This window comes from Blautia sp. AM28-27 (genome assembly GCF_003480905.1).
Lineage (GTDB): Bacteria > Bacillota > Clostridia > Lachnospirales > Lachnospiraceae > Fusicatenibacter > Fusicatenibacter saccharivorans.
The window spans coordinates 120,478-139,314 of record NZ_QUJK01000004.1; the positions used below are offsets into that span (position 1 = coordinate 120,478).

The window sequence follows — 18,837 nt, forward strand, 5'->3', positions numbered from 1 at the left end:
TCCTTACTCTGCCGGGTTTGCAGATTTGCGGTTATACTCGTTCATGGCTGCGTCCACATCCCCGTTCAGCATCTGCTCGATTGCTTTTGCCGCATGCTCGATCGCCAGATTTACAAGGGGACGTTCGTCTTTCGTAAACGGACTTAACACGTAGTCCGCCAGATCCCAGTTTTTCGGTTTCTCACCGACACCGACTTTCACACGCATAAAATGGTCGGTGCCAAGATTAGCGATGATGTTTTTGATGCCATTGTGGCCGCCCGCGCTTCCTTTTTTGCGGATACGGATCTGTCCCGGCGCCAGGCTGATATCATCGTAAACCACGATCAGCTCGCTCTCCGGATCCACTTTGTAATAGTTCACCAGCTCCCGCACGGACTCACCGCTCAGGTTCATATATGTCATCGGCTTTGCAACGATAACCTTCTGACCTGCGATCATGCCTTTTCCGAACAGAGCCTTGTGGCCTGTACCGGAGGAAGGGATCTGATATTCATCGATCAGATAATCGATGGTATCAAATCCGACATTGTGCTTCGTCCCTTCGTACTGGCGCGTTGGATTTCCCAGACCTACTATAATATACATAAATTCTCCTGTCATCAGACCATTTTCCGGCGCAGTTTTTGTTCACGTCACGGTCAAAACGGATATTCTCCATCCACTTCGCTACTTGCGCATAACCGAATAGCTGCTTCGCCGCACCGAAAAATGATATATTGTTTTTCCATCTGTCATAAAGAAAGAACACGAACAAAAGAGCAGCCTTTTTCCTGCTCTTTTATTCGCTGAAATGCTTCGGCAATGTTTAGTTAAAGTATACCAGTTCGCTCTCCGGTTTCTTGGCCGGTTTGATTTCTTTTGCATACAGAACCGGGCCTTCGCCATCGTAAACCTTCATATAGCCCCATTTTACCGTTGCAATCACGTCAACCCAGGAACCCATCACGAGAGATTTGGCGCTTGCGCATTTGCAGACGTAACCGATAAAGGAAGTATCGTCTGCACAGCAGGTCATTGCCATACGACCCGGGACAAAGAAATCAGCTCCGATGTCTTTGCTCTTTAATACCATGCCTCGGAAATGAACGGTTTTGCCCTCGTAGCGCTCCGGGTTGTCGCCCATATCGACATACCAGATTCCGTAATCGGCGTCATCAATCTCGATCACATCGGCATCGGTATCAAACGGCATCTGATCCTCAAAAATGTTGTCAATTTCGCCTTCTTCATTCTCAAACAGAACGTCGCACGCCTGGTTGACTACTTTGATGCTGCGGCGGAAGGATGGAAGCGGATCTTCCGGACGGCAGCGGTTGAACATGACCATATCGGCATTTTTTGCCATCTCCATGAAGACGGATTTCATGTTCTGCATATAGATCTGGAAGCAGCTTGCGTCGACGGTCACGATCTCCTGTACGATGCCCCAACCGCGCGGCAGTTCCATTTCTTCGAGTTTTTTTACGCTCCAGAGCGGGTTGTATTCGAGAATGATTCGCTCCGGGCGGTATTTGCGGTTCAGTTTTTTCAGGTAATCCAGGGTAAACTGCTCTGGTCCTTCTACGATTTCCAGGACGGTGTTGTGTTTGAGCAGTTCTTTTTCGTCGTACTCTACTTCACCTTCTTCGGTTGTGATCAGAAGGGTCGGTCCGTCGATCTGGAAATAGTCCTGTGCTACGGTAAAATTGATAAAAGAGGTTTTTCCACTCTCCAGAAATCCTGTTATGAGATAAATCGGAATTTCTACTTCGTCTTCTTCGTACATTTTGTACCTCCGTTGTCTTTGACGTACTCCCGGAATCTTTCTGCACTTGCTTTTGCGGCTAAGATTCCGGGCGTACCTTTTGCTTTGTCTCTAAATCAAGAAAAAAGCTGCCACATCGGATTTTGTTTCTGATGCGGCAGCTTCACTACAGTTCACAGGTACCCTGCGGACCGTAATTTTCGCAGCTACTTTGTATTTTTACAGTCCGAACAGCTCTGCCAGCTTATCTTCTGCTAATTTGGAACCGATGACACAGATTCTTCCGGTGAATTCCGGTGCTCCGTCACGTACTTCGTACTCTTCCGGAACCATATCGAAATAGATCCACTGTCCATCGGCGCCTGCTACCATACCTTTGGCACGAAGAACCATACCATAAGCGGTATCCTCGGAAAGTTTCTTTAAGATGCCTTCGATCTGCTCTTTGGTGAAGGTCTTCACAGTCTCCTGACCCCAGCTTGTGAAAACTTCGTCTGCGTGATGATGGTGATGATGATCATGACCACAGCCGCACTCGCCATCGTGGTGATGATGATGCTCATGCTCGTGATCATGGCCGCAGCAGCACTCGTCATCATGGTCGTGGTGATGATGCTCATGCTCCTCGTCGTGATCGTGGCCGCAGCAGCACTCGCCGTCATGGTCGTGGTGATGATGTTCATGTTCGTCCTCATCATGATCGTGATGATGGTGCTCATGCTCCTCATCGTGGTCATGGCCGCAGCAGCACTCGTCGTGGTCATGATGATGGTGATGATGCTCTTCCTCTTCTACCTGCGCAAGGTTGATGATGGCACCTTCCATCGTATCGAGTACTTTCTTACCGCCCAGTACTTCAACCGGTGTGGTAATAATGTGTGCTTCCGGATTCAGTTCGCGGAGCATTTTTACAGCTGCCTCTACTTTTTCCGTATCGGCTTTATCGGTACGGCTCAGGATGATGGTTCCTGCGCTCTTTACCTGATTCTCGAAGAATTCGCCGAAGTTTCTGAGATACATTTTGCATTTCATAACATCGACTACGGTTGTTGCGGAATTCAGGGCTACGCCTGCTTCTTTTTCTACACCGTCTACAGCCTTGATGACGTCGGAGAGTTTACCTACGCCGGACGGCTCGATGATGATGCGGTCCGGGTGGTATTTGGTGATAACATCTTTTAATGCTGCGCCGAAGTCTCCCACAAGAGAGCAGCAGATGCAGCCGGAGTTCATTTCACGGATTTCGATACCGGCATCTTTTAAGAAGCCTCCGTCGATTCCGATTTCACCGAATTCGTTCTCGATCAGGACAACCTGCTGGCCTTTCAGTGCGTCTCCGAGGAGTTTTTTGATCAGGGTTGTTTTTCCTGCGCCCAGGAAACCTGAAATAATGTCTATTCTTGTCATTGATTTAACCTCTTTATCTTGTTGATTCCGTTTATAGTTAGCTGCAAAAGGGCCGAAGTTTATCCTCCGCCCCACACTCACGCTTATTATAGCAACCATAGAACAAAAAATCAAGAGAATTTCCCTTGCTTTTTCTGCATTTCACCATTATAATATATTACATGTCTTTTCTACTTTAACGCGTTGAATGGGCAAATCATTTTACCTATGAATGGGGGATTTTTTTATGAGTGGAACGAAAGAAAAAAAACTCAATCTGCCACAGTCACTGCTTTTGCTGCTGCTGATCATCGTATCCGTCGCAGTCTGTATCCGCCTGAAAACCGGCGGTCCTATGATCGGCCTGTTTGCAAGCTGGATTTTTATCTATCTGTTTTGTAAAATTTTCGGTATTTCTTACGCCAAAATTGTTGCCGGCGCATACGATGCCATCCGTATGGTCGTCCCGACGCTCTGCCTTCTGATGGCCATCGGTGTCATGATCGGCACCTGGCTGCAGAGTGGTACCATTGCCACCATCATTTCCTGGGGCTTAAAAATGATTAACCCATCCTGGCTGCTGCCTCTGACGCTGCTGTTCTGCTCCATTTTGAGTATTGTAACCGGTACTTCCTATGGTTCCGTCGGAAGCGCAGGTGTTGCCATGATGGCGATCGGAAACGCCATGGGTATCCATCCTGGCATGGTAGCCGGTGCTGTCATCTGCGGTGCCATGTTCGGTGACAAATTAAGTCCTCTTTCCGATACCACAAACCTTGCTCCGGCCGTTGCAGATGCCAAACTTGGCGATCATATCCGCTCGATGCTCTGGACCACCCTTCCAACGTATGTGATTACCTTAATTCTTTTTACTATTCTCGGTTTCCAGCAGACCAGCGGAAGCTATACCGAGGGAAGCATTACCGTTTACATCGATGCTTTAAACGGTGAATTCCAGCTCGGATGGATTACCATGATCCCTGCCATCCTGATTATTGTATTGCTCCTCTGCAAAGTAAATGCGATCTCTGCACTTGGTCTTTCCAGCTTCGCTGCCGGATTTGTTTCCTATTTTGTGCAGCACGATACTCTGCAGGGCATCATCCGCACAGCTTACAACGGTTACACAACCACAATTGAAGAACCGGTATTACAATCCATCTTAAACCGCGGCGGCATGGGAAGCATGCTCCAGTACGTAGCCATTATCTGCTTTGCTGTCGGCATGGGCGGCATGCTGGAAAAACTCGGTGTACTGGATCACATTCTTCAAGCGATTGTAAAGAGAATCAACAGCGATGGAAGTATGATCCTTGCAACGATGATTGTCGGTTACGTGACCAGCCTCATCAGCTGCTCCCAGCCGATGGCACACGTTCTGACCGGCCGTCTGATGGCACCTGTCTTTCAAGAGCGCAAGGTTGCACCGGAAATTCTTTCCCGCTGCCTCGAAGACTCCGGAACTATGGCTGGTCCTATGATTCCATGGCATGGCTACGGCGTATACATGGCCGGCACACTTGGTGTTGCATGGTCGGCATTTTTCCCGTACTTATTCCTGCTTTACCTGACCCCGGTTTTCAGTATTTTCTATGGATTTACCGGAATTTCCATTAAGCATCTTCCGGAAACCCAAAACAATGAATCAAAAGAAGAGAAATAAGGCAAAAGCAGAAATCGTAACAGAAAATCATAAACAGAAACAGAAACAAAAAAAGAAAAGGAAAAGAGAAAGAATGCAGACAAAACTTGTTCTTCTCGGAACCGGCACACCAAATGCGTGTCCGAATGCCAACGGACCTTCCTCCGCTGTCGTGGTCGGTGACCGTGCTTATCTGGTAGATTTTGGCCCTGGCGTTGTCCGCCAGGCCTCAGCCGCCTATTTTAACGGCGTGGATGCCCTGCGGCCGGATCTTCTGACCGTTGCCTTCTGTACGCACCTTCACACAGACCATACCGCAGGGTACCCGGATCTGATTTTTACTCCGTGGGTGCTGGAGCGCCCGGTTCCATTGAAAGTTTTCGGGCCAAAGGGCTTACAGCACATGACCGATCATATTTTACAGGCCTATGAAACCGACATTGATTTCCGAATTCACGGTTTCGAAAAAGCAAACGAATCCGGCTACCGCGTTGAGGTAACAGAAATTGAATCCGGCATTATCTACCGGGATGACCTGGTTACGGTGGAGGCTTTTCCGGTCAGCCACGGAACACTGGAATGCTACGGCTATAAATTCACCACACCGGACCGCACAATCGTCATCACCGGCGATACCGCTCCGCTGGATCTCGTGGCAGAAAAATCGAAAGGCTGTGATATCCTGCTGCACGAAGTGGAATACGCCGCCGGAATCTCCTGCCGCGAACCAAAATGGCAGAAATACCACCGGGAAGTGCATACGTTAAGCACGGATCTTGCCGGTGTTGCAAAAAAGGCAAATCCGAAACTGCTCGTTACGTATCACCGGATTTACCATATGAATGTACAGGATAACCACAAAAACCTTGCCGCCGAGATGGCATGGCGCGATGCCGCGATTCTGGATGAAATCCGGGATGCAGGGTATGACGGATATGTCGTGAACGGAAAAGACCTGGATGTATTTTAAAATACGGGGCAGCGTACCAATTCTGGTTTACGAATTGGTACGCTGCCCCGTTCGTTTTGGGATGAGCCCGGAGACGCTTTCTATTTTCATTTACCCGACTGGCAGATTCTACCATACTCTGCGTTATTTCAGAACTGTTTTTTCTGTCTCTGCCTGTGATTTACCACAGGACGCAGAAGAAAATACGCAAAAACAGCCAGTGATGAAAACCATTTATTTCTTTGACATTAACCTCCTCAGAACGTATAATCATAGTATTACAACTCTGGCAAAACAGCAGGATTTTCTGCTGTTTGTCGTTACAGGAACCTGATCCGCAGACGGCTTGCACAGTCTGCCTTTCGTTTGCGTTCCAGAAAGGATGTTTTATATGGCAGCTACTACTGCGAAACCCGTAAAAAGCGCCGGTAAAATTCCCGGCAGTACCTTGAAAATCATTGCGATGGTCTGTATGCTGATCGACCACACTGCAGCTGTACTTTTCGACCGAATCCTGATTTCCCGCGGTCTTCTGAATGCGGTGAACGCTTCGGACGGAGGCGCATCATTTCTCTCTACCGGAAACACAGCTGTGATTTATTATGCGGATATGATTATGCGCGCAATCGGAAGGATCAGTTTTCCGATTTTCTGTTTTCTGTTGATTGAAGGGTTCATGCATACGCATGATGTGAAAAAGTATGCGCTGAATCTTGGGATTTTTGCACTGGTTTCGGAGATCCCGTTCGATCTGGCATTTGCGGGAAAACCGTTTTATCTGGATTATCAGAATGTCTTTTTCACTTTATTTATCGGCCTTGTGATGATGATTTTTCTGCAGAAAATCGATTCAAAAGCGCAAAAAGATGCCGGTGCATGGCAGAGGGCGAACTGGAAGGTTTCGGTTGGCAAGCTGCTGGTGATTGTGGCAGCCTGTGCAGTGGCCACGCTGTTGAAGACAGATTACAGTGCAATGGGAATTCTGACGATTGTGCTGATGTATAATATGAGAAAGAATAAAATGTACTGTATCGGAATCGGGTGTGCGGTGCTTACGCTGTTGAGTCTGAATGAAATCACCTGTTTTCTGGCTATGATTCCGGTGCATTTTTATAACGGAAAACGGGGATTGAATCTGAAGTATCCGTTTTATGCGTTTTATCCGGTGCATCTGCTGGTGCTGTTTGCGATCGCGGCGGTACTGGGGATGGCGGGGGTTGCGGTTGTTTAAAAAACGGACACCCGGAAGTGCACCTGCGCCGCCCCAGGACACAGTCCCAGACGACACAGACGCACTTCCGGGCTGACATTGAGGCGGGCGGTGGGGAGGTCTGGATTTGCTGCGCAAATCGGCGTGAGATTCTACTTAATATACTTCTTAACTTCCAACGGATACCCCAAAAGCTCTTCGCTGCGAATCACTTCAAAATTCTCCGGTTGAAAATCTTTGCGTAACGTCACAGTGTTCAGGCAATGATATCCCAATCTATGATAGAGTTTCATCGCTCCAAAATTTCGCGCAGCTACCTCAAGATAGACAGATTCAGAATACTTTTTTATCTCGGCTTCAACCAGCGCAATCGCATGACTTCCGTATCCGTTTCCCTGGTATTCCGGAAGTACGAAAAGATCTTCGATCCAGTCAACTTCCGCCCCGCGGCTTCCGAGATGCACAAATCCAATGGGGATCTCTTCTTTTAAGATAAAATAAAACACATGCCCTTTGTCTGTCCAGGCAGCAAGATTCTCCGCGGCCTCTTCGTCGGTTATAACATAATCACCATGAGCCAGCCAAAAGCCTCGAATCAGCTCTTTTGCAAGTTGTGCTTCGTTTTCATATTTCTGTAAAGCTATAATTTCATTCATTTTTTCATCTCCCTTGTTTTTTTAACCGAATCAAGTAAGTCCCAACCCCCTGCTCATTGCTTCGCGCAATGGAAGCAGGGGACTTGTTTGATTCGGGTCAAAGCGGATATTCGCAATCCGCTTCGCTACTTGCTCATAACCGAATAGCTGCTTCGCAGCTTATCAGAAGTGGCTTGTACCACTCCTGATACAAGCAAGTCCCCACCCACTGCTTATTACTTTTCGCAATGGAAGCAGGGGACTTGTTTGATTCGGTTAAACTATGATATACTCAAATCATCATGATACCAGGCTCAAAAAGCTAATGCAAGCTCGCTTGCAAGAGGATTTTTGAACTCTTGACCTGTCAAAAACATGACGAGGAGTGCAATGATATGAAAAAAGCGACAAATTTGATATCCTTTCTGATTTTAATGATGGTACTGGTCGGCTGTAGCAAAGAAACGGTCCATATCGACTTTCCTTTTGAAGTTGGAGATGTTGAAAATGTCGAAATGTACCACTATGCGGGAGCACCGGTATCAGCAGAAAAGAAAATAGTCGTTGCAAAAACTGATATAACAGACTTGTATCATATGTTTGAAAACTTATCATTGACAGACAAACAAGTCGAGGAAATCACAGGCGCAGATGTGACCAGTTTTCGATTTAACCTTTCGGATGGGACAAACTACGAACTGGTTTATGTCTGCAATGGAGTCAAGAACGGAAAGCTGAAATCTTCCACGGGCAATTTTGAATACTTCACAAGTTCAGATATCGGCTCATATTGGTCAAATATGGATCTTGAATCAGTTCCAGTGAAAGAAAGTGAATTGCCGAAGTGGCATACCTGATTCAGCCTCGAAGGACTCCCTGTCATACGCGCTGGGGTGTTTTTATATATGATTCATCTCGTTTCCGTTTCTCATAAATCGCTTCCATCCATTCCAGCACATCCTCTTTGTTCTGCTGAAACGGTTCACTGTGGCTCAGGAGAAAATACGGCGCACGCACGTTTTTCAGAACTCGGATTTCTGCCAGCAGGCGCTCGGCATTATAAATGGTCTGTCCGTTTTTCTGCGTCGCATATGCCGCATCCCCGAGAAAGCACCACGTCTCATCCACTTCCAATGCAAGCGATCCTTTGGCATGACTCGATGGAATCGGAAATAAATGTAACCGCACGTCACCGTCCTGAAACCACGTATCTTCTTCTATCACAGTTCCTGTTTTTGTATAACGAAACGTATTTTTCCCCTGGTAAACCGCTTCGCACGAAATCTCCGACAGATTCCCGATATGGTCGGGATGAAAATGGGATAAAATCACCCGAATTTCTTTTCCTGTCTGTTCTGACTTTTTCTGCAGAATTTCTGAAACCGCAGGATGATTTCCTACGTCATATACCCAGAAAAATGCATCACCCTCGATGATCACAACATTTGCCGAAAGTGGATGTTCTGTCGGTGTAAGATAGGAAATGTGATCGTTGATTGTCTGGATGTGCGGAATCTGTATCGGCTCTTTTCTTTCTTCTTTCATCAAATCAACACCTCTTTTCCTTCGAACACAAAACACAATGACCGACAGATTTAAGAAATCTCTTTCGTTCTCTGCCGGTCATGATATTAATGAAAATTAGTAGCTATCTTATTTTAGAAGCTGAACACCGCCACACCATACGCCGGAAGTGCATATGCAATCCGATATGGCTGGCCATCGCATTCTCCCTCTTTGGCACGGTAGGCTACCTGGCGTTTTTCGGTCGGGCCGCCGTATTTCATATCGGAGCTGTCGAGTATCAGGCGGTACTGTTTTTTGCGCGGTACGCCACACATATAATCCGGACGCTCGACCGGTGTGAAATTGCAGACGAACAACAGGTTGTTTTTTCCTGTCGGTGACCAGCGGACGAAGCTGTAAATGCTGCGGTCGCCGTCGTTGGCATTGATCCACTGGAAGCCTTCGTAGCCGCAGTCGTTCGCGTAGAGTGCCGGGTACTTGCGGTACATTTTCAGCAGGTCACTGAAGAAGGTCTGCAGATGCTGATGCCCCTCATCTGCCAGCAGGAACCAGTCGATCTCGCGTTCCTCGCTCCACTCGCGGAGCTGTCCGAAATCCTGTCCCATGAACAGAAGTTTTTTGCCCGGGTGCCCGAACATGAAAGCATAGCCTACCATCAGGTTCTGGAATTTTTCCTCCAGATCGCCCGGCATTTTGTTGATCATCGAGCATTTCAAGTGGACAACCTCATCGTGCGAGAGCACCAGAATGTAGTTCTCGGAAAATGCATAGGTCATGCCGAAGGTCATCTTGTTATGGTTGTATTTGCGGAAGTATGGATCGAGCTTCATGTAATCGAGGAAGTCATGCATCCATCCCATGTTCCATTTGTAGGAGAAATGCAGGCCGCCGTCCTCTACGCTTCCCGTTACCTTCGGCCACGTTGTGGACTCCTCGGCAATCATGATGACACCTTTGTTTCGTCCGCGCACCAGGGTATTCAGGTGTTTGAAGAACTCGACGGCTTCAAGATTTTCATTTCCGCCGTTCTTGTTCGGCACCCACTGGCCCGGCTCTTTTCCGTAGTCGAGATACAGCATCGAAGCAACAGCATCGACACGGAGACCGTCTACGTGGTACTCTTCTACCCAGTAAAGCGCATTTGCCAGCATAAAGTTTTTCACTTCATTTTTGCCGTAATCAAAGATCTTCGTTCCCCACTCCGGGTGCTCGCCCTTTCTCGGGTCGGCGTACTCATACAGCGGCTGACCATCAAAATCAGCAAGGCCGTGCGCATCTTTCGGGAAGTGTGCCGGTACCCAGTCCAGAATAACACCGATTTTATTTTTATGCAGATAATCAACAAGATATTTAAACTCTTTCGGTGTTCCGTAGCGGGAGGTCGGTGCGTAATAGCCCGTTACCTGATAGCCCCAGGAACCGTCAAACGGATGCTCTGCAATTCCCATCAGCTCTACGTGGGTATAGCCCATTTTTTTTACGTAATCGGCAAGCGAATGTGCGAACTGAACGTAATTGTAAAATCCGTCCGGGTTGGATTCGGACCACGGATGTTTCATCCAGGAGCCCGGGTGCACTTCGTAGATGGAGAGCGCGGATTTCTGAACGTCAAATTTTTTGCGGTTCGTCAGCCATTCGCTGTCACCCCAGCGGTAGCCTTCGATTTCCGCTACTTTTGACGCGGTACCCGGCCGTTTTTCGGATGCAAATGCGTATGGATCTGCTTTGTACAGTTCTCTTCCGTCCGGTGTGCGGATGTAATATTTATACATCATTCCCTCGGTCACGCCCGGAACGAACACTTCATAAACGCCGTCCTCGCCGACTTTCCGCATCACATTGGCATGGGCATCCCAGCCGTTGAATTCGCCGATGACAGATACTTCCGCCGCATGCGGAGCCCATACGGTGAACCAGGCTCCTACTTTGCCGTCTTTTTTGTCCAGGTGCGCACCCATTTTCCGGAAAATATCGTAATGGGTTGCCTGGCCAAATAAGTACTGATCCAGTTCAGAAAATCTTGGCTGATAGCCCGCCGGTTTTTTTGGCGCTTTTCTGGTTTTCGCTGTTGTTTTTGCCGTTGTTTTCGCAGTTTCCTTCATAGAAAAAATCCCCTTTATGCTTCTTTTTCAATCAGAACACAGCCGCACGGAGGTACTTCAACAAAAAGTTTTCCATTTTCCGGAGAAATGGCTTCTCCGGTTACCGCGTTTTTCCATGTTCCGTCGCAAGGTGCAGGAAACCAGACTCCCGCACTCTGGTTTTCATCATTATTTACTGCTGTGATCAGAGCGTCTGTCTCATCCAGGCGTGCAAAGGCATACTGGCGGTTGGTCAGCATGAGTTCGCGGTATCTTCCCGTTCGTGCTGCAGGATGTTTTTTTCTGACGTCTGATAATGTTTTGATCCATGCCGGAAGTTTTTCTGCCGGCGGATTTTTCTCCAGTTCTTCCAGATTCAGCGCCGGACGCAGCGGATCGTCGTTTCCGCCTTCTTTTCTTCCCTCGATGCCGAATTCCGATCCGTAATAGATGGACGGGATGCCCGGCAGGAAGTACAGCAGCGCATAAATTGGAATCATGTTTTCTTTTACGTTCAGCTTGCTGGCCAGACGGTCTACGTCGTGGTTGTCAACGAAGCTGTACAGTTTCTTTCCTTTGTAAATGCCGCCGTTTTCGTCAAATTCGCGGCGGATCGTATGTGCAATTTCGAAGTAGTTATGATCGTTATGTCCCGAATAAAGTCCTTTGTGAAGCTCGTAGTTTGTGACACTGTGCAGCAGATGCTGGCCGTCTCCGATGTAGCGCGCATAGTCGCCGTGGATGACTTCGCCCATCAGCCAGAAGTCCTGTTTTTTGGCGGATGTGCGTGCGCGCATCTGCTCCATGAAGCCGAAATCCAGGCAGTCGGCGCAGTCGAGACGGATGCCGTCGATATCGAATTCGTCGATCCAGAAGTCGATGACATCAAGGAGATAGTCGCGGACCTGCTGGTTCTGGAGATTCAGGTTGACGAGTTCGAAGCAGTTTCTCCATGCTTCGTAGGAGAATCCGTCGTTATAGCAGGTGTTTCCGCCGAACCAGATTCCTTTGTACCATCCGCAGTACGGGGACTGTTCTCTTTTTTCCTGAATGTCGCGGAAGGCAAAGAATTCGCGGCCGGTGTGGTTGAAGACACCGTCTACGACGACTTTGATGCCGAGTTCGTGGGCTTTTTTTACGTATGCGGCAAAGTCCGCGTTGTCGCCTAAGCGGCGGTCTACCTGTTTGTAATCTTTTGTGTCGTATCCATGTGTGGTTGATTCAAACAAGGGGCCGATATAGATTGCGGTACAACCGAGATCTGCGATGTGCGGAAGCCACTGTTCCAGTGTGGAAAAGCGGTGTACGGTTTCTTCCGATTCATTTTTCCTCGGCGCACCGGTCAGTCCGATCGGATAGATGTGATAAAATTCTGCCTCTTCATACCATGGTGCCATTTTGTTTGTCCTCCTTGTTTTTGGGTTATGAGTAAATTCCATACATGAACTGGTGTACCAGACGGTAGACTTCTTCGTCCCGGACGACGAGGTTGGAAAGATCGGATTGATCTCCTGCTGTCATCATCAGGTAGTGCATCAGGATTCCGGAGAAGCCTACGGCGAATTGTTCCTGACGGCCGTTCATGTTGCCGAGTTCGGCGCTGGCGTTGTCGAAGACGTCGACACACAGGTGATAGAACCGGTCAATCATGGGGTATACGGTGCGGAAGCCTTCGCTTTTTCTTCCGGAATAGAACAGTGCCATCATCAGCATATGGAATTTCGGGTCTTCGGAGGCTCCGTTGAAGAAGGCACGCGCGATGCAGTACAGTTTTTCGGGGATGTTTTTCCCGGTTTCGGAGGCTTCGATGAGTTTTTGTTCCATGGGCTGAAAGTGCTCGTTTAGCAGGGCTTCGAGGAGGCCTTGTTTGCTGCCGAAGTAATAGTACAGGGTTGGTTTGGATACTCCGGCGGAGTCTACGATCTGCTGAACACCGACGGCGTCGTACCCACTTTCGTAGAAGAGGGTCAGAGCTGAGTTCATGATTAGCTGACGATTGTCCATTTTGAATCCTCTTTGTTGCGGAAGGGACGCTCTCTGGAGTTCGCCTGGCCGCGGTGTGTTTGGGTGGTTGTTTGTTACGTGTGAGTTTTTGGCAATTTTGACGAATTTTGTTGGATTTTGCAGGTTTCTTATGTGTGTTTCTGTTATCATTATACCAATCGGTATATAAAAAGTCAATGCGAAATATATAATGGATGAAAATAGATGCATAGAAAAAGAACCGGCGGGGAAATCTTTAGTTTAGTTCTCAGATTTCTCTGTCGGTTCTTTTCTTATTTTCCGATACTGTTTTTATACGAACTGAACCTCACATGACTAAAGTCACGTGCTTCAGACCGCTTTAGGCGGCAGACAAAATATCGGCGGATACGCCTGTTTCTTAGATCTTGCGCGGATACGCGCTTCTTCCATGCCAGATACGGCAGGTCTCCACATAACAGGTAGTCCACGGTATATCCGCCTGTGTTTATGCTGCTTTTCGCAGTTCCATTTCTGAAATTAAGTCTCTCAAATCCGCATAAACACATGAGGTTCTACTCTTTACTGCAGGAACTTTTGCCTCCAGCAAAGACCTTTCCGTTGCCGGTAAGGGTTTTAAAATTTCACGGATAAAATATCTTGCTCCAATATTGTACGATGCAGATAATCCTCCTTCTGCATTTTTTTGCATTTTCTCTTTTTGTTCTCCAATTGCTGTTTTCCTTCAGATGCCGTATAATGGAAACAGCATTTTTCAAATTCAAATTAAGGAGAACATAAACTGATGATACGATTTAATAATGACTACAATCACGGTGCGCACCCGGAGATTCTGGAGGCGCTGGGGGCTATTAATGGGAACAGTTATGGTGGATATGGGGAGGATGAATGGTGTGAGAAGGCTGCGGAGCTGATTCGGGAGAAGATTCGTTGTGCGGATGCGGCGGTTCATTTTTTTCCGGGGGCGACGCAGGCGAATTTTATTGTGACGGCGGCAGCGCTTTCGCCGGTGCAGAGTGTGATTGCGGCGGATACCGGACATATTAACTGCCATGAGGCGGCTTCGATTGAAAATACCGGGCATAAGATTCTGGAGCTGCCGAATACGGATGGTAAAATTTCGGCGGAACAGATTGCGGCGTGTGCGGCGGCTTATTATGAAGGCGGTGAGCCGGAGTATCTGACGGAGCCGAAGATGGTATATCTTTCATTTCCGACTGAGCAGGGAACGCTGTATTCGCTGCAGGAGCTGACGAAGATTCACGAGGTCTGCCGGAAGTATGATATGTATCTGTTTGTGGACGGGGCACGGCTTGGATACGGGCTTGGATCAGAGAAGAATGATGTTTCTCTCGAGGATCTCGCTGCTCTCACAGATGTTTTCTATTTCGGCGGAACGAAATGCGGTGCGCTGTTTGGTGAGGCCGTTGTGCTTACAGCTGACTCGCTGAAAAAGCGGTTCAAAGCCTACATGAAACAGAACGGCGCTGTCCTCGCAAAGGGATGGCTGCTCGGACTGCAGTTCCACTGCCTGCTGGGGCATGATCTTTATTTCACTGCGACACGCCGCGCCGATGAACTTGCCATGAAACTCCGCAAAGCATTTGCGGCGCAGGGGATTCCATTCTGGGTGGAGAGTTTTACGAATCAGCAGTTTGTGATTCTCACCGATGCGCAGAAGGAAACTCTGGAAAAACGCTATATTTTCGAGCCAATGGGGAAATCCGCGGACGGCGGAAATATTGCGCGGTTCTGCACCAGCTGGGCAACGACGGAAGAGGAAGTGCAGACACTGATTGATGACCTCAAAGCTTTATAATTTTTGTCCAAAACGGCATTCTACAAACACCGGCGATCTCTAAATCTGCTTTGCAAATTCAAAGAAAAAGCTGTACCGGTGTGCCACGAAAATGCAGATTTTGCCTTGTTTTACTCCGAGAAAGGAATCTTTATGTCTCATAAAATTGGTATTACCGCCTGCTCCAACCCCATGCATCCTTCCTTTTCCGCCGATCTGGCGCGTCTCTGTCAGATTCTGCGGGAGCTGAGCTTCGATCCTGTTTTAAGCCCCTGCCTCTACGACAACGGTTCCAGCTTTTCCGGCACGGGCGCGGAGCGGGCGGATGCGTTGATGAACCTTTACTGTGACCCAGAAATCACGGATATTTTTGATGTTTCCGGCGGCGATATGGCGAATGAAATTCTGCCGTATCTGGATTTTTCTGTCATCGCCGCCTCCGGCAAGCGCTTCTGGGGATACAGTGATCTCACAACGATTGTCAATGCTGTCACGACTGCGACTGGAAATGAGTCGATGCTGTATCAGGTTCGAAATCTGCTGTACGACCACAGCGCCGAACAGATCACTCTGTTCCAAAACGCTTTTTCCGGGCAGTCTCCCAGCCTCTTCGACCTCCCTTGCACATTTCTGCAGGGCGATCACATGGAAGGTGTGATGATCGGCGGAAATATCCGCTGTTTTCTGAAGCTCGCCGGAACGGATTTTCAGCCGGATTTCCGCGGAAAAATCCTGCTCCTCGAAGCCATGGGCGGCGGCGTTCCGCAGATGGTTACGTTTCTGTCCCAGCTGAAAATGATGCATGCCTTTGAACAGATCAATGGTATTCTCCTCGGAACATTTTCCCAGATGGAACGCGACCAGCTGACGCCGGATATGCCGCAGCTTGTCCGCCAGGCGGCCGGACCGGATCTCCCGATTGCAAGGACTCCGTATATCGGCCACGGCACGGATGCACATGCCGCCGTGATCGGCAAATTTTATCAGATTTCTTCTGACTGATATACATCCGCGTAGCGCACGCCGAACTCCTCTGCGTCTGCATGGCGTTCCATATAGATATCAATGTGGCCGTACGGCGTGCCGCGGTCCTCGACCGTATAAATTTTTCCGCCGATATTCAGCTTCGTTCCAAACGGCAGAACGCCGGTTGCAATGGTCCGGCCCTGCACCGGCATTTTTCCGGATGCGGTCGGGCCGCCCGCCCAGCGGCCACAGCAGACGGCGCAGTTGCAGTAAGCGGTCAGTTTAAAATTGCCGAGATATTTTCCCGAAGCGCTTTCCAACCGATCACCTGCGGTACTGTTTTCTGCACTTGTATTCTGCACATTTTCTGCTCCCGCCTTCTGTTTTCCACCATTCCCGTTTTCTGTTGTCTGGTTATCCACAGAGTCTCCTTCTTTTCTCCCATTATCCACATCTCCCGTTTCTATTTTGCTCTCACGCATTTCCTTCGAAATCACCCGCACAGCAAATTCTGTCGATTTCTCATAGTTAAAATCTGAAATCAGAATCCCCGTCGCCTCGCTTCCAGCGTGGATTACTTTTCCATCACCGAGATAAATCATGACATGGTAAATAAACCCGCTCTCCCGCTGGTAAAACAGCAGATCACCAGGCTTTGCCTCCTGCACCGGAATGCGTGTTCCAGCTTTCGCCTGCTGGCGTGAGGTTCTCGGAAGGGTATACCCGAAATTAGCAAAAATCTGCTGGGCAAAGCCGGAACAGTCGCAGCCGTTTGTAAGACTCGTCCCGCCCCAGACGTACGGATTTCCCAGGAATTTTTTCGCGTACTGCAGGACCTCGCCGCGCGCTTCGTCAGAAGAAAGAAGTGTTCTCGTCGTTGCATATGTATAGGTGTACGCCTTATTATTCCATGGCTTCACCCACATTTCCGCCATGGGAAAACTTTCCTCCTGCCAACGGTTTACCTCTTTTTCAGCCTCTTCTCCGCGCAGGAGATACCGCGCGCAGACAAATCCACGGACATCGCCGGATTCCACATAAACCCAGTCAGAATCCGCATCCGCTAAAATATAACAGAGGCTTCCCTTCGGCAGGATTCCGACGATTTTCTGATTTGTGCCTTTTCCTTCGCGGACGTGAAGCCAGGAATTCACATCGGCGATAGCATATGTTTTTTCAACCGTATGAAACAGCCACGGCATACGGGAAATCGTGACTTTTTCAGCTTCTGCCGCCTGCCACTCACTGTAGCTTTCCCGCGTGCGCTCAGCTTCCTGCTCTGCCGAAAAGACGGGTTCAGCCTCGGCGGCTGGCGGTTCCGCAGACTGTGATAAATCAGAATCCGAAGAGACTTCTGCCGTCTTGTCCCCACCAGTTGCATCATCACTTCCTGCAGATCCGTTTTCTTCCTCCGGCGGTTCCATCTGCTCCCCATCTCCGCCGCCGATTTCTTCCTGCCCCGGCCATGGATCGTTGGAAATATCTTCCCCTTCGCCCGGCCACGATCCATCCATTTCACTGTTTCCCGGTGTTTCCGGCATGTCTCCCTGATCTCCCGGTTCTGGATTTTCCGGCTCCTCTGGCTCTGTCTCGCCTGCCTCTCCCGGTTCTGCATTTTCCGGCCCCTCTGGTTCTGTCTCGCCCGTTTTTCCCGGTTCCGTCATTCCTGCATTCTCTCCGCCGTCAGGCTCCTGCGGTTCCGGTTCCTCCGGGACTGTCTCATCTTCTTTTCCCTCGGATCCACTTTCCTCTTCCATCTCATCATTCTGCGTACCTTCCGGTTCTGTCACCTCTTCCGCTTCCGCAGGTGCCTCCTCCGCCGCATCTTCCTCCACGCAAAAAGAAGCAGCCCCAACGGCTGCTTCCCCTGCAATCTCAATTCCAATCTGTCCCGGATCGGCCGTTTCCTCTTCTGCTGCATAAACGGCTGTCGGGTTTCCCAGTGTCACTGCGAGCGCACCGATCATCGCGGCGCGCACCAGCTCGGCGCATTTGTCGCCCATCATTGTTTTATCAACCATTTTCGCTTTCTCCTATTCAATTTGTCCGGCCAGACGGAATTGATCCGAACAAATAAAACAGAAGAAACACCTCTGGTATCGCTTCCTATTCCTCTGCTCGAAACAGTCTGACCGCATTTTTTTCTGTCGTCTCAATGACTTCTTCTTCCGAAATTCCCTTGAGTTCTGCGATCTCCTGCACAACGTACGGCAGATACAGAGATGAATTTCGTTTTCCCCGGTACGGAACCGGTGCCAGATACGGACTGTCTGTTTCCAGCAGAATGCGCTCCATCGGAGCCATCTGAACCACTTCTTTGATCTTCTTTGCATTTTTGAACGTCACCACGCCGCCAATGCCAAGATAAAATCCCATTTTCAGGTATTCCTCTGCCATCTCCACAGAGTAGGAAAAACAATGAATGACGCCGCCGATCTCCTCCGATTTTTCTTCTTTCATGACGCGGAGCGTATCGGCCGCCGCCTCCCTGCTGTGAATAATCATCGGAAGTTTTTCTTCCCGAGCAAGCGCAATCTGACGGCGGAACCAGTATTCCTGCTTCTCATGATTCTCCTTGTCCCAGTAATAGTCAAGGCCAATCTCACCGACCGCGACCGCCTTTTCCATGCGGCAGAGTTCCCGCATCCGCGCCATCACGTCCTCGTTCAGATCGCCCACCTCATCCGGGTGAAGGCCGAACGCGCCGTAGATGAACGGATACGCTTCCATCAGTTTTCTTGTATTTTCCAGTGATTCCAGATTTGCCGAGACATTGATGATACGCCCGATTCCGTTTTCCTGCATCGAGGAAAGCAGCTCTGCGCGGTCTTCATCAAATTTCTCATCGTCATAATGTGCATGTGTTTCAAATATCATATCCGAATTTCTCCTAAAAAAACGAAACAGAAACGG

At 49.0% G+C, this 18,837-nt stretch carries 17 protein-coding genes; 6 read left to right on the top strand and 11 right to left on the bottom strand.

Annotated elements, in window-relative coordinates; translation table 11 throughout:
- Window positions 1-3: 3 nt before the first annotated feature.
- From pth to DW743_RS08435, 3 genes are all read right to left on the bottom strand, one after another.
- On the bottom strand, window positions 4-588 hold the full coding sequence (pth, locus tag DW743_RS08425; protein ID WP_022462621.1) for an aminoacyl-tRNA hydrolase: 585 nt from the start codon (window positions 586-588) through the stop codon (window positions 4-6).
- 220 nt (window positions 589-808) lie between these two features.
- Window positions 809-1,768, bottom strand: a complete 960-nt coding sequence (locus tag DW743_RS08430; protein ID WP_117761323.1) for a TIGR03943 family putative permease subunit — start codon at window positions 1,766-1,768, stop codon at window positions 809-811.
- Window positions 1,769-1,966: 198 nt separating this feature from the next.
- Window positions 1,967-3,154, bottom strand: coding sequence for a GTP-binding protein (locus tag DW743_RS08435; protein WP_117761325.1), 1,188 nt, complete (start codon window positions 3,152-3,154; stop codon window positions 1,967-1,969).
- 226 nt (window positions 3,155-3,380) lie between these two features.
- Between DW743_RS08435 and nhaC the strand changes: the two genes are divergently transcribed.
- From nhaC to DW743_RS08455, 3 genes are all read left to right on the top strand, one after another.
- Window positions 3,381-4,796 carry a Na+/H+ antiporter NhaC gene (gene nhaC / locus DW743_RS08440; RefSeq protein ID WP_117761327.1) on the top strand — a complete coding sequence of 472 codons (1,416 nt, stop codon included), beginning with the start codon at window positions 3,381-3,383 and terminating at the stop codon, window positions 4,794-4,796.
- 73 nt (window positions 4,797-4,869) lie between these two features.
- Window positions 4,870-5,745: an MBL fold metallo-hydrolase gene (locus DW743_RS08445; protein WP_022462625.1), complete on the top strand. Its 876-nt coding sequence runs from the start codon at window positions 4,870-4,872 to the stop codon at window positions 5,743-5,745.
- 370 nt (window positions 5,746-6,115) lie between these two features.
- Window positions 6,116-6,955: a TraX family protein gene (locus tag DW743_RS08455; protein WP_055267451.1), complete on the top strand. Its 840-nt coding sequence runs from the start codon at window positions 6,116-6,118 to the stop codon at window positions 6,953-6,955.
- 131 nt (window positions 6,956-7,086) lie between these two features.
- Here the strand turns inward: DW743_RS08455 and DW743_RS08460 are convergent, their stop codons facing one another.
- Window positions 7,087-7,590, bottom strand: coding sequence for a GNAT family N-acetyltransferase (locus tag DW743_RS08460; protein ID WP_117761329.1), 504 nt, complete (start codon window positions 7,588-7,590; stop codon window positions 7,087-7,089).
- A 374-nt stretch (window positions 7,591-7,964) separates the two neighbouring features.
- Between DW743_RS08460 and DW743_RS08465 the strand changes: the two genes are divergently transcribed.
- Window positions 7,965-8,426, top strand: coding sequence for a hypothetical protein (locus DW743_RS08465; protein ID WP_117761331.1), 462 nt, complete (start codon window positions 7,965-7,967; stop codon window positions 8,424-8,426).
- 22 nt (window positions 8,427-8,448) lie between these two features.
- On the opposite strand, the gene DW743_RS08470 is transcribed toward DW743_RS08465, so the two are convergent.
- The 5 genes from DW743_RS08470 to DW743_RS08490 form a co-directional block, all read right to left on the bottom strand.
- A complete protein-coding gene (locus DW743_RS08470; RefSeq protein WP_179973072.1) occupies window positions 8,449-9,114 on the bottom strand; it encodes an MBL fold metallo-hydrolase in 666 nt (221 codons plus the stop codon).
- A 113-nt stretch (window positions 9,115-9,227) separates the two neighbouring features.
- Window positions 9,228-11,198 (bottom strand): 1,4-alpha-glucan branching protein GlgB, encoded by a 1,971-nt coding sequence (glgB, locus tag DW743_RS08475; protein WP_117761333.1) that lies wholly within the window; start codon window positions 11,196-11,198, stop codon window positions 9,228-9,230.
- 14 nt (window positions 11,199-11,212) lie between these two features.
- Window positions 11,213-12,574 carry an alpha-amylase family glycosyl hydrolase gene (locus tag DW743_RS08480; protein ID WP_117761335.1) on the bottom strand — a complete coding sequence of 454 codons (1,362 nt, stop codon included), beginning with the start codon at window positions 12,572-12,574 and terminating at the stop codon, window positions 11,213-11,215.
- A gap of 25 nt (window positions 12,575-12,599) precedes the next feature.
- Window positions 12,600-13,181, bottom strand: a complete 582-nt coding sequence (locus DW743_RS08485; RefSeq protein WP_117761337.1) for a TetR/AcrR family transcriptional regulator — start codon at window positions 13,179-13,181, stop codon at window positions 12,600-12,602.
- 466 nt (window positions 13,182-13,647) lie between these two features.
- Window positions 13,648-13,851, bottom strand: a complete 204-nt coding sequence (locus DW743_RS08490; protein ID WP_055220935.1) for a hypothetical protein — start codon at window positions 13,849-13,851, stop codon at window positions 13,648-13,650.
- A 93-nt stretch (window positions 13,852-13,944) separates the two neighbouring features.
- On the opposite strand from DW743_RS08490, the gene DW743_RS08495 reads away from it, so the two are divergent.
- The gene (locus DW743_RS08495; protein ID WP_022461126.1) at window positions 13,945-14,979 is read left to right on the top strand and encodes a threonine aldolase family protein; all 1,035 of its coding nucleotides are present in this window, start codon (window positions 13,945-13,947) and stop codon (window positions 14,977-14,979) included.
- Window positions 14,980-15,111: 132 nt separating this feature from the next.
- Window positions 15,112-15,960, top strand: coding sequence for an LD-carboxypeptidase (locus DW743_RS08500; protein WP_147345094.1), 849 nt, complete (start codon window positions 15,112-15,114; stop codon window positions 15,958-15,960).
- Here DW743_RS08500 and DW743_RS08505 read toward each other — a convergent pair.
- Together DW743_RS08505 and DW743_RS08510 are read right to left on the bottom strand one after the other, a co-directional pair.
- Window positions 15,942-17,945 (bottom strand): NlpC/P60 family protein, encoded by a 2,004-nt coding sequence (locus DW743_RS08505; protein WP_117761341.1) that lies wholly within the window; start codon window positions 17,943-17,945, stop codon window positions 15,942-15,944. The two genes, DW743_RS08500 and DW743_RS08505, sit on opposite strands and share 19 nt — an antisense overlap.
- Before the next feature lie 85 nt (window positions 17,946-18,030).
- Window positions 18,031-18,801, bottom strand: a complete 771-nt coding sequence (locus DW743_RS08510) for a TatD family hydrolase (RefSeq protein WP_022461123.1) — start codon at window positions 18,799-18,801, stop codon at window positions 18,031-18,033.
- Window positions 18,802-18,837: the final 36 nt, after the last annotated feature.

Coding starts and splice junctions, on each gene's coding strand:
- pth (WP_022462621.1), bottom strand. CDS start 588: ATGTATATTATAGTAGGTCTGGGAAATCCAACGCGCCAGTACGAAGGG.
- DW743_RS08430 (WP_117761323.1), bottom strand. CDS start 1,768: ATGTACGAAGAAGACGAAGTAGAAATTCCGATTTATCTCATAACAGGA.
- DW743_RS08435 (WP_117761325.1), bottom strand. CDS start 3,154: ATGACAAGAATAGACATTATTTCAGGTTTCCTGGGCGCAGGAAAAACA.
- nhaC (WP_117761327.1), top strand. CDS start 3,381: ATGAGTGGAACGAAAGAAAAAAAACTCAATCTGCCACAGTCACTGCTT.
- DW743_RS08445 (WP_022462625.1), top strand. CDS start 4,870: ATGCAGACAAAACTTGTTCTTCTCGGAACCGGCACACCAAATGCGTGT.
- DW743_RS08455 (WP_055267451.1), top strand. CDS start 6,116: ATGGCAGCTACTACTGCGAAACCCGTAAAAAGCGCCGGTAAAATTCCC.
- DW743_RS08460 (WP_117761329.1), bottom strand. CDS start 7,590: ATGAATGAAATTATAGCTTTACAGAAATATGAAAACGAAGCACAACTT.
- DW743_RS08465 (WP_117761331.1), top strand. CDS start 7,965: ATGAAAAAAGCGACAAATTTGATATCCTTTCTGATTTTAATGATGGTA.
- DW743_RS08470 (WP_179973072.1), bottom strand. CDS start 9,114: ATGAAAGAAGAAAGAAAAGAGCCGATACAGATTCCGCACATCCAGACA.
- glgB (WP_117761333.1), bottom strand. CDS start 11,198: ATGAAGGAAACTGCGAAAACAACGGCAAAAACAACAGCGAAAACCAGA.
- DW743_RS08480 (WP_117761335.1), bottom strand. CDS start 12,574: ATGGCACCATGGTATGAAGAGGCAGAATTTTATCACATCTATCCGATC.
- DW743_RS08485 (WP_117761337.1), bottom strand. CDS start 13,181: ATGGACAATCGTCAGCTAATCATGAACTCAGCTCTGACCCTCTTCTAC.
- DW743_RS08490 (WP_055220935.1), bottom strand. CDS start 13,851: ATGCAAAAAAATGCAGAAGGAGGATTATCTGCATCGTACAATATTGGA.
- DW743_RS08495 (WP_022461126.1), top strand. CDS start 13,945: ATGATACGATTTAATAATGACTACAATCACGGTGCGCACCCGGAGATT.
- DW743_RS08500 (WP_147345094.1), top strand. CDS start 15,112: ATGTCTCATAAAATTGGTATTACCGCCTGCTCCAACCCCATGCATCCT.
- DW743_RS08505 (WP_117761341.1), bottom strand. CDS start 17,945: ATGGTTGATAAAACAATGATGGGCGACAAATGCGCCGAGCTGGTGCGC.
- DW743_RS08510 (WP_022461123.1), bottom strand. CDS start 18,801: ATGATATTTGAAACACATGCACATTATGACGATGAGAAATTTGATGAA.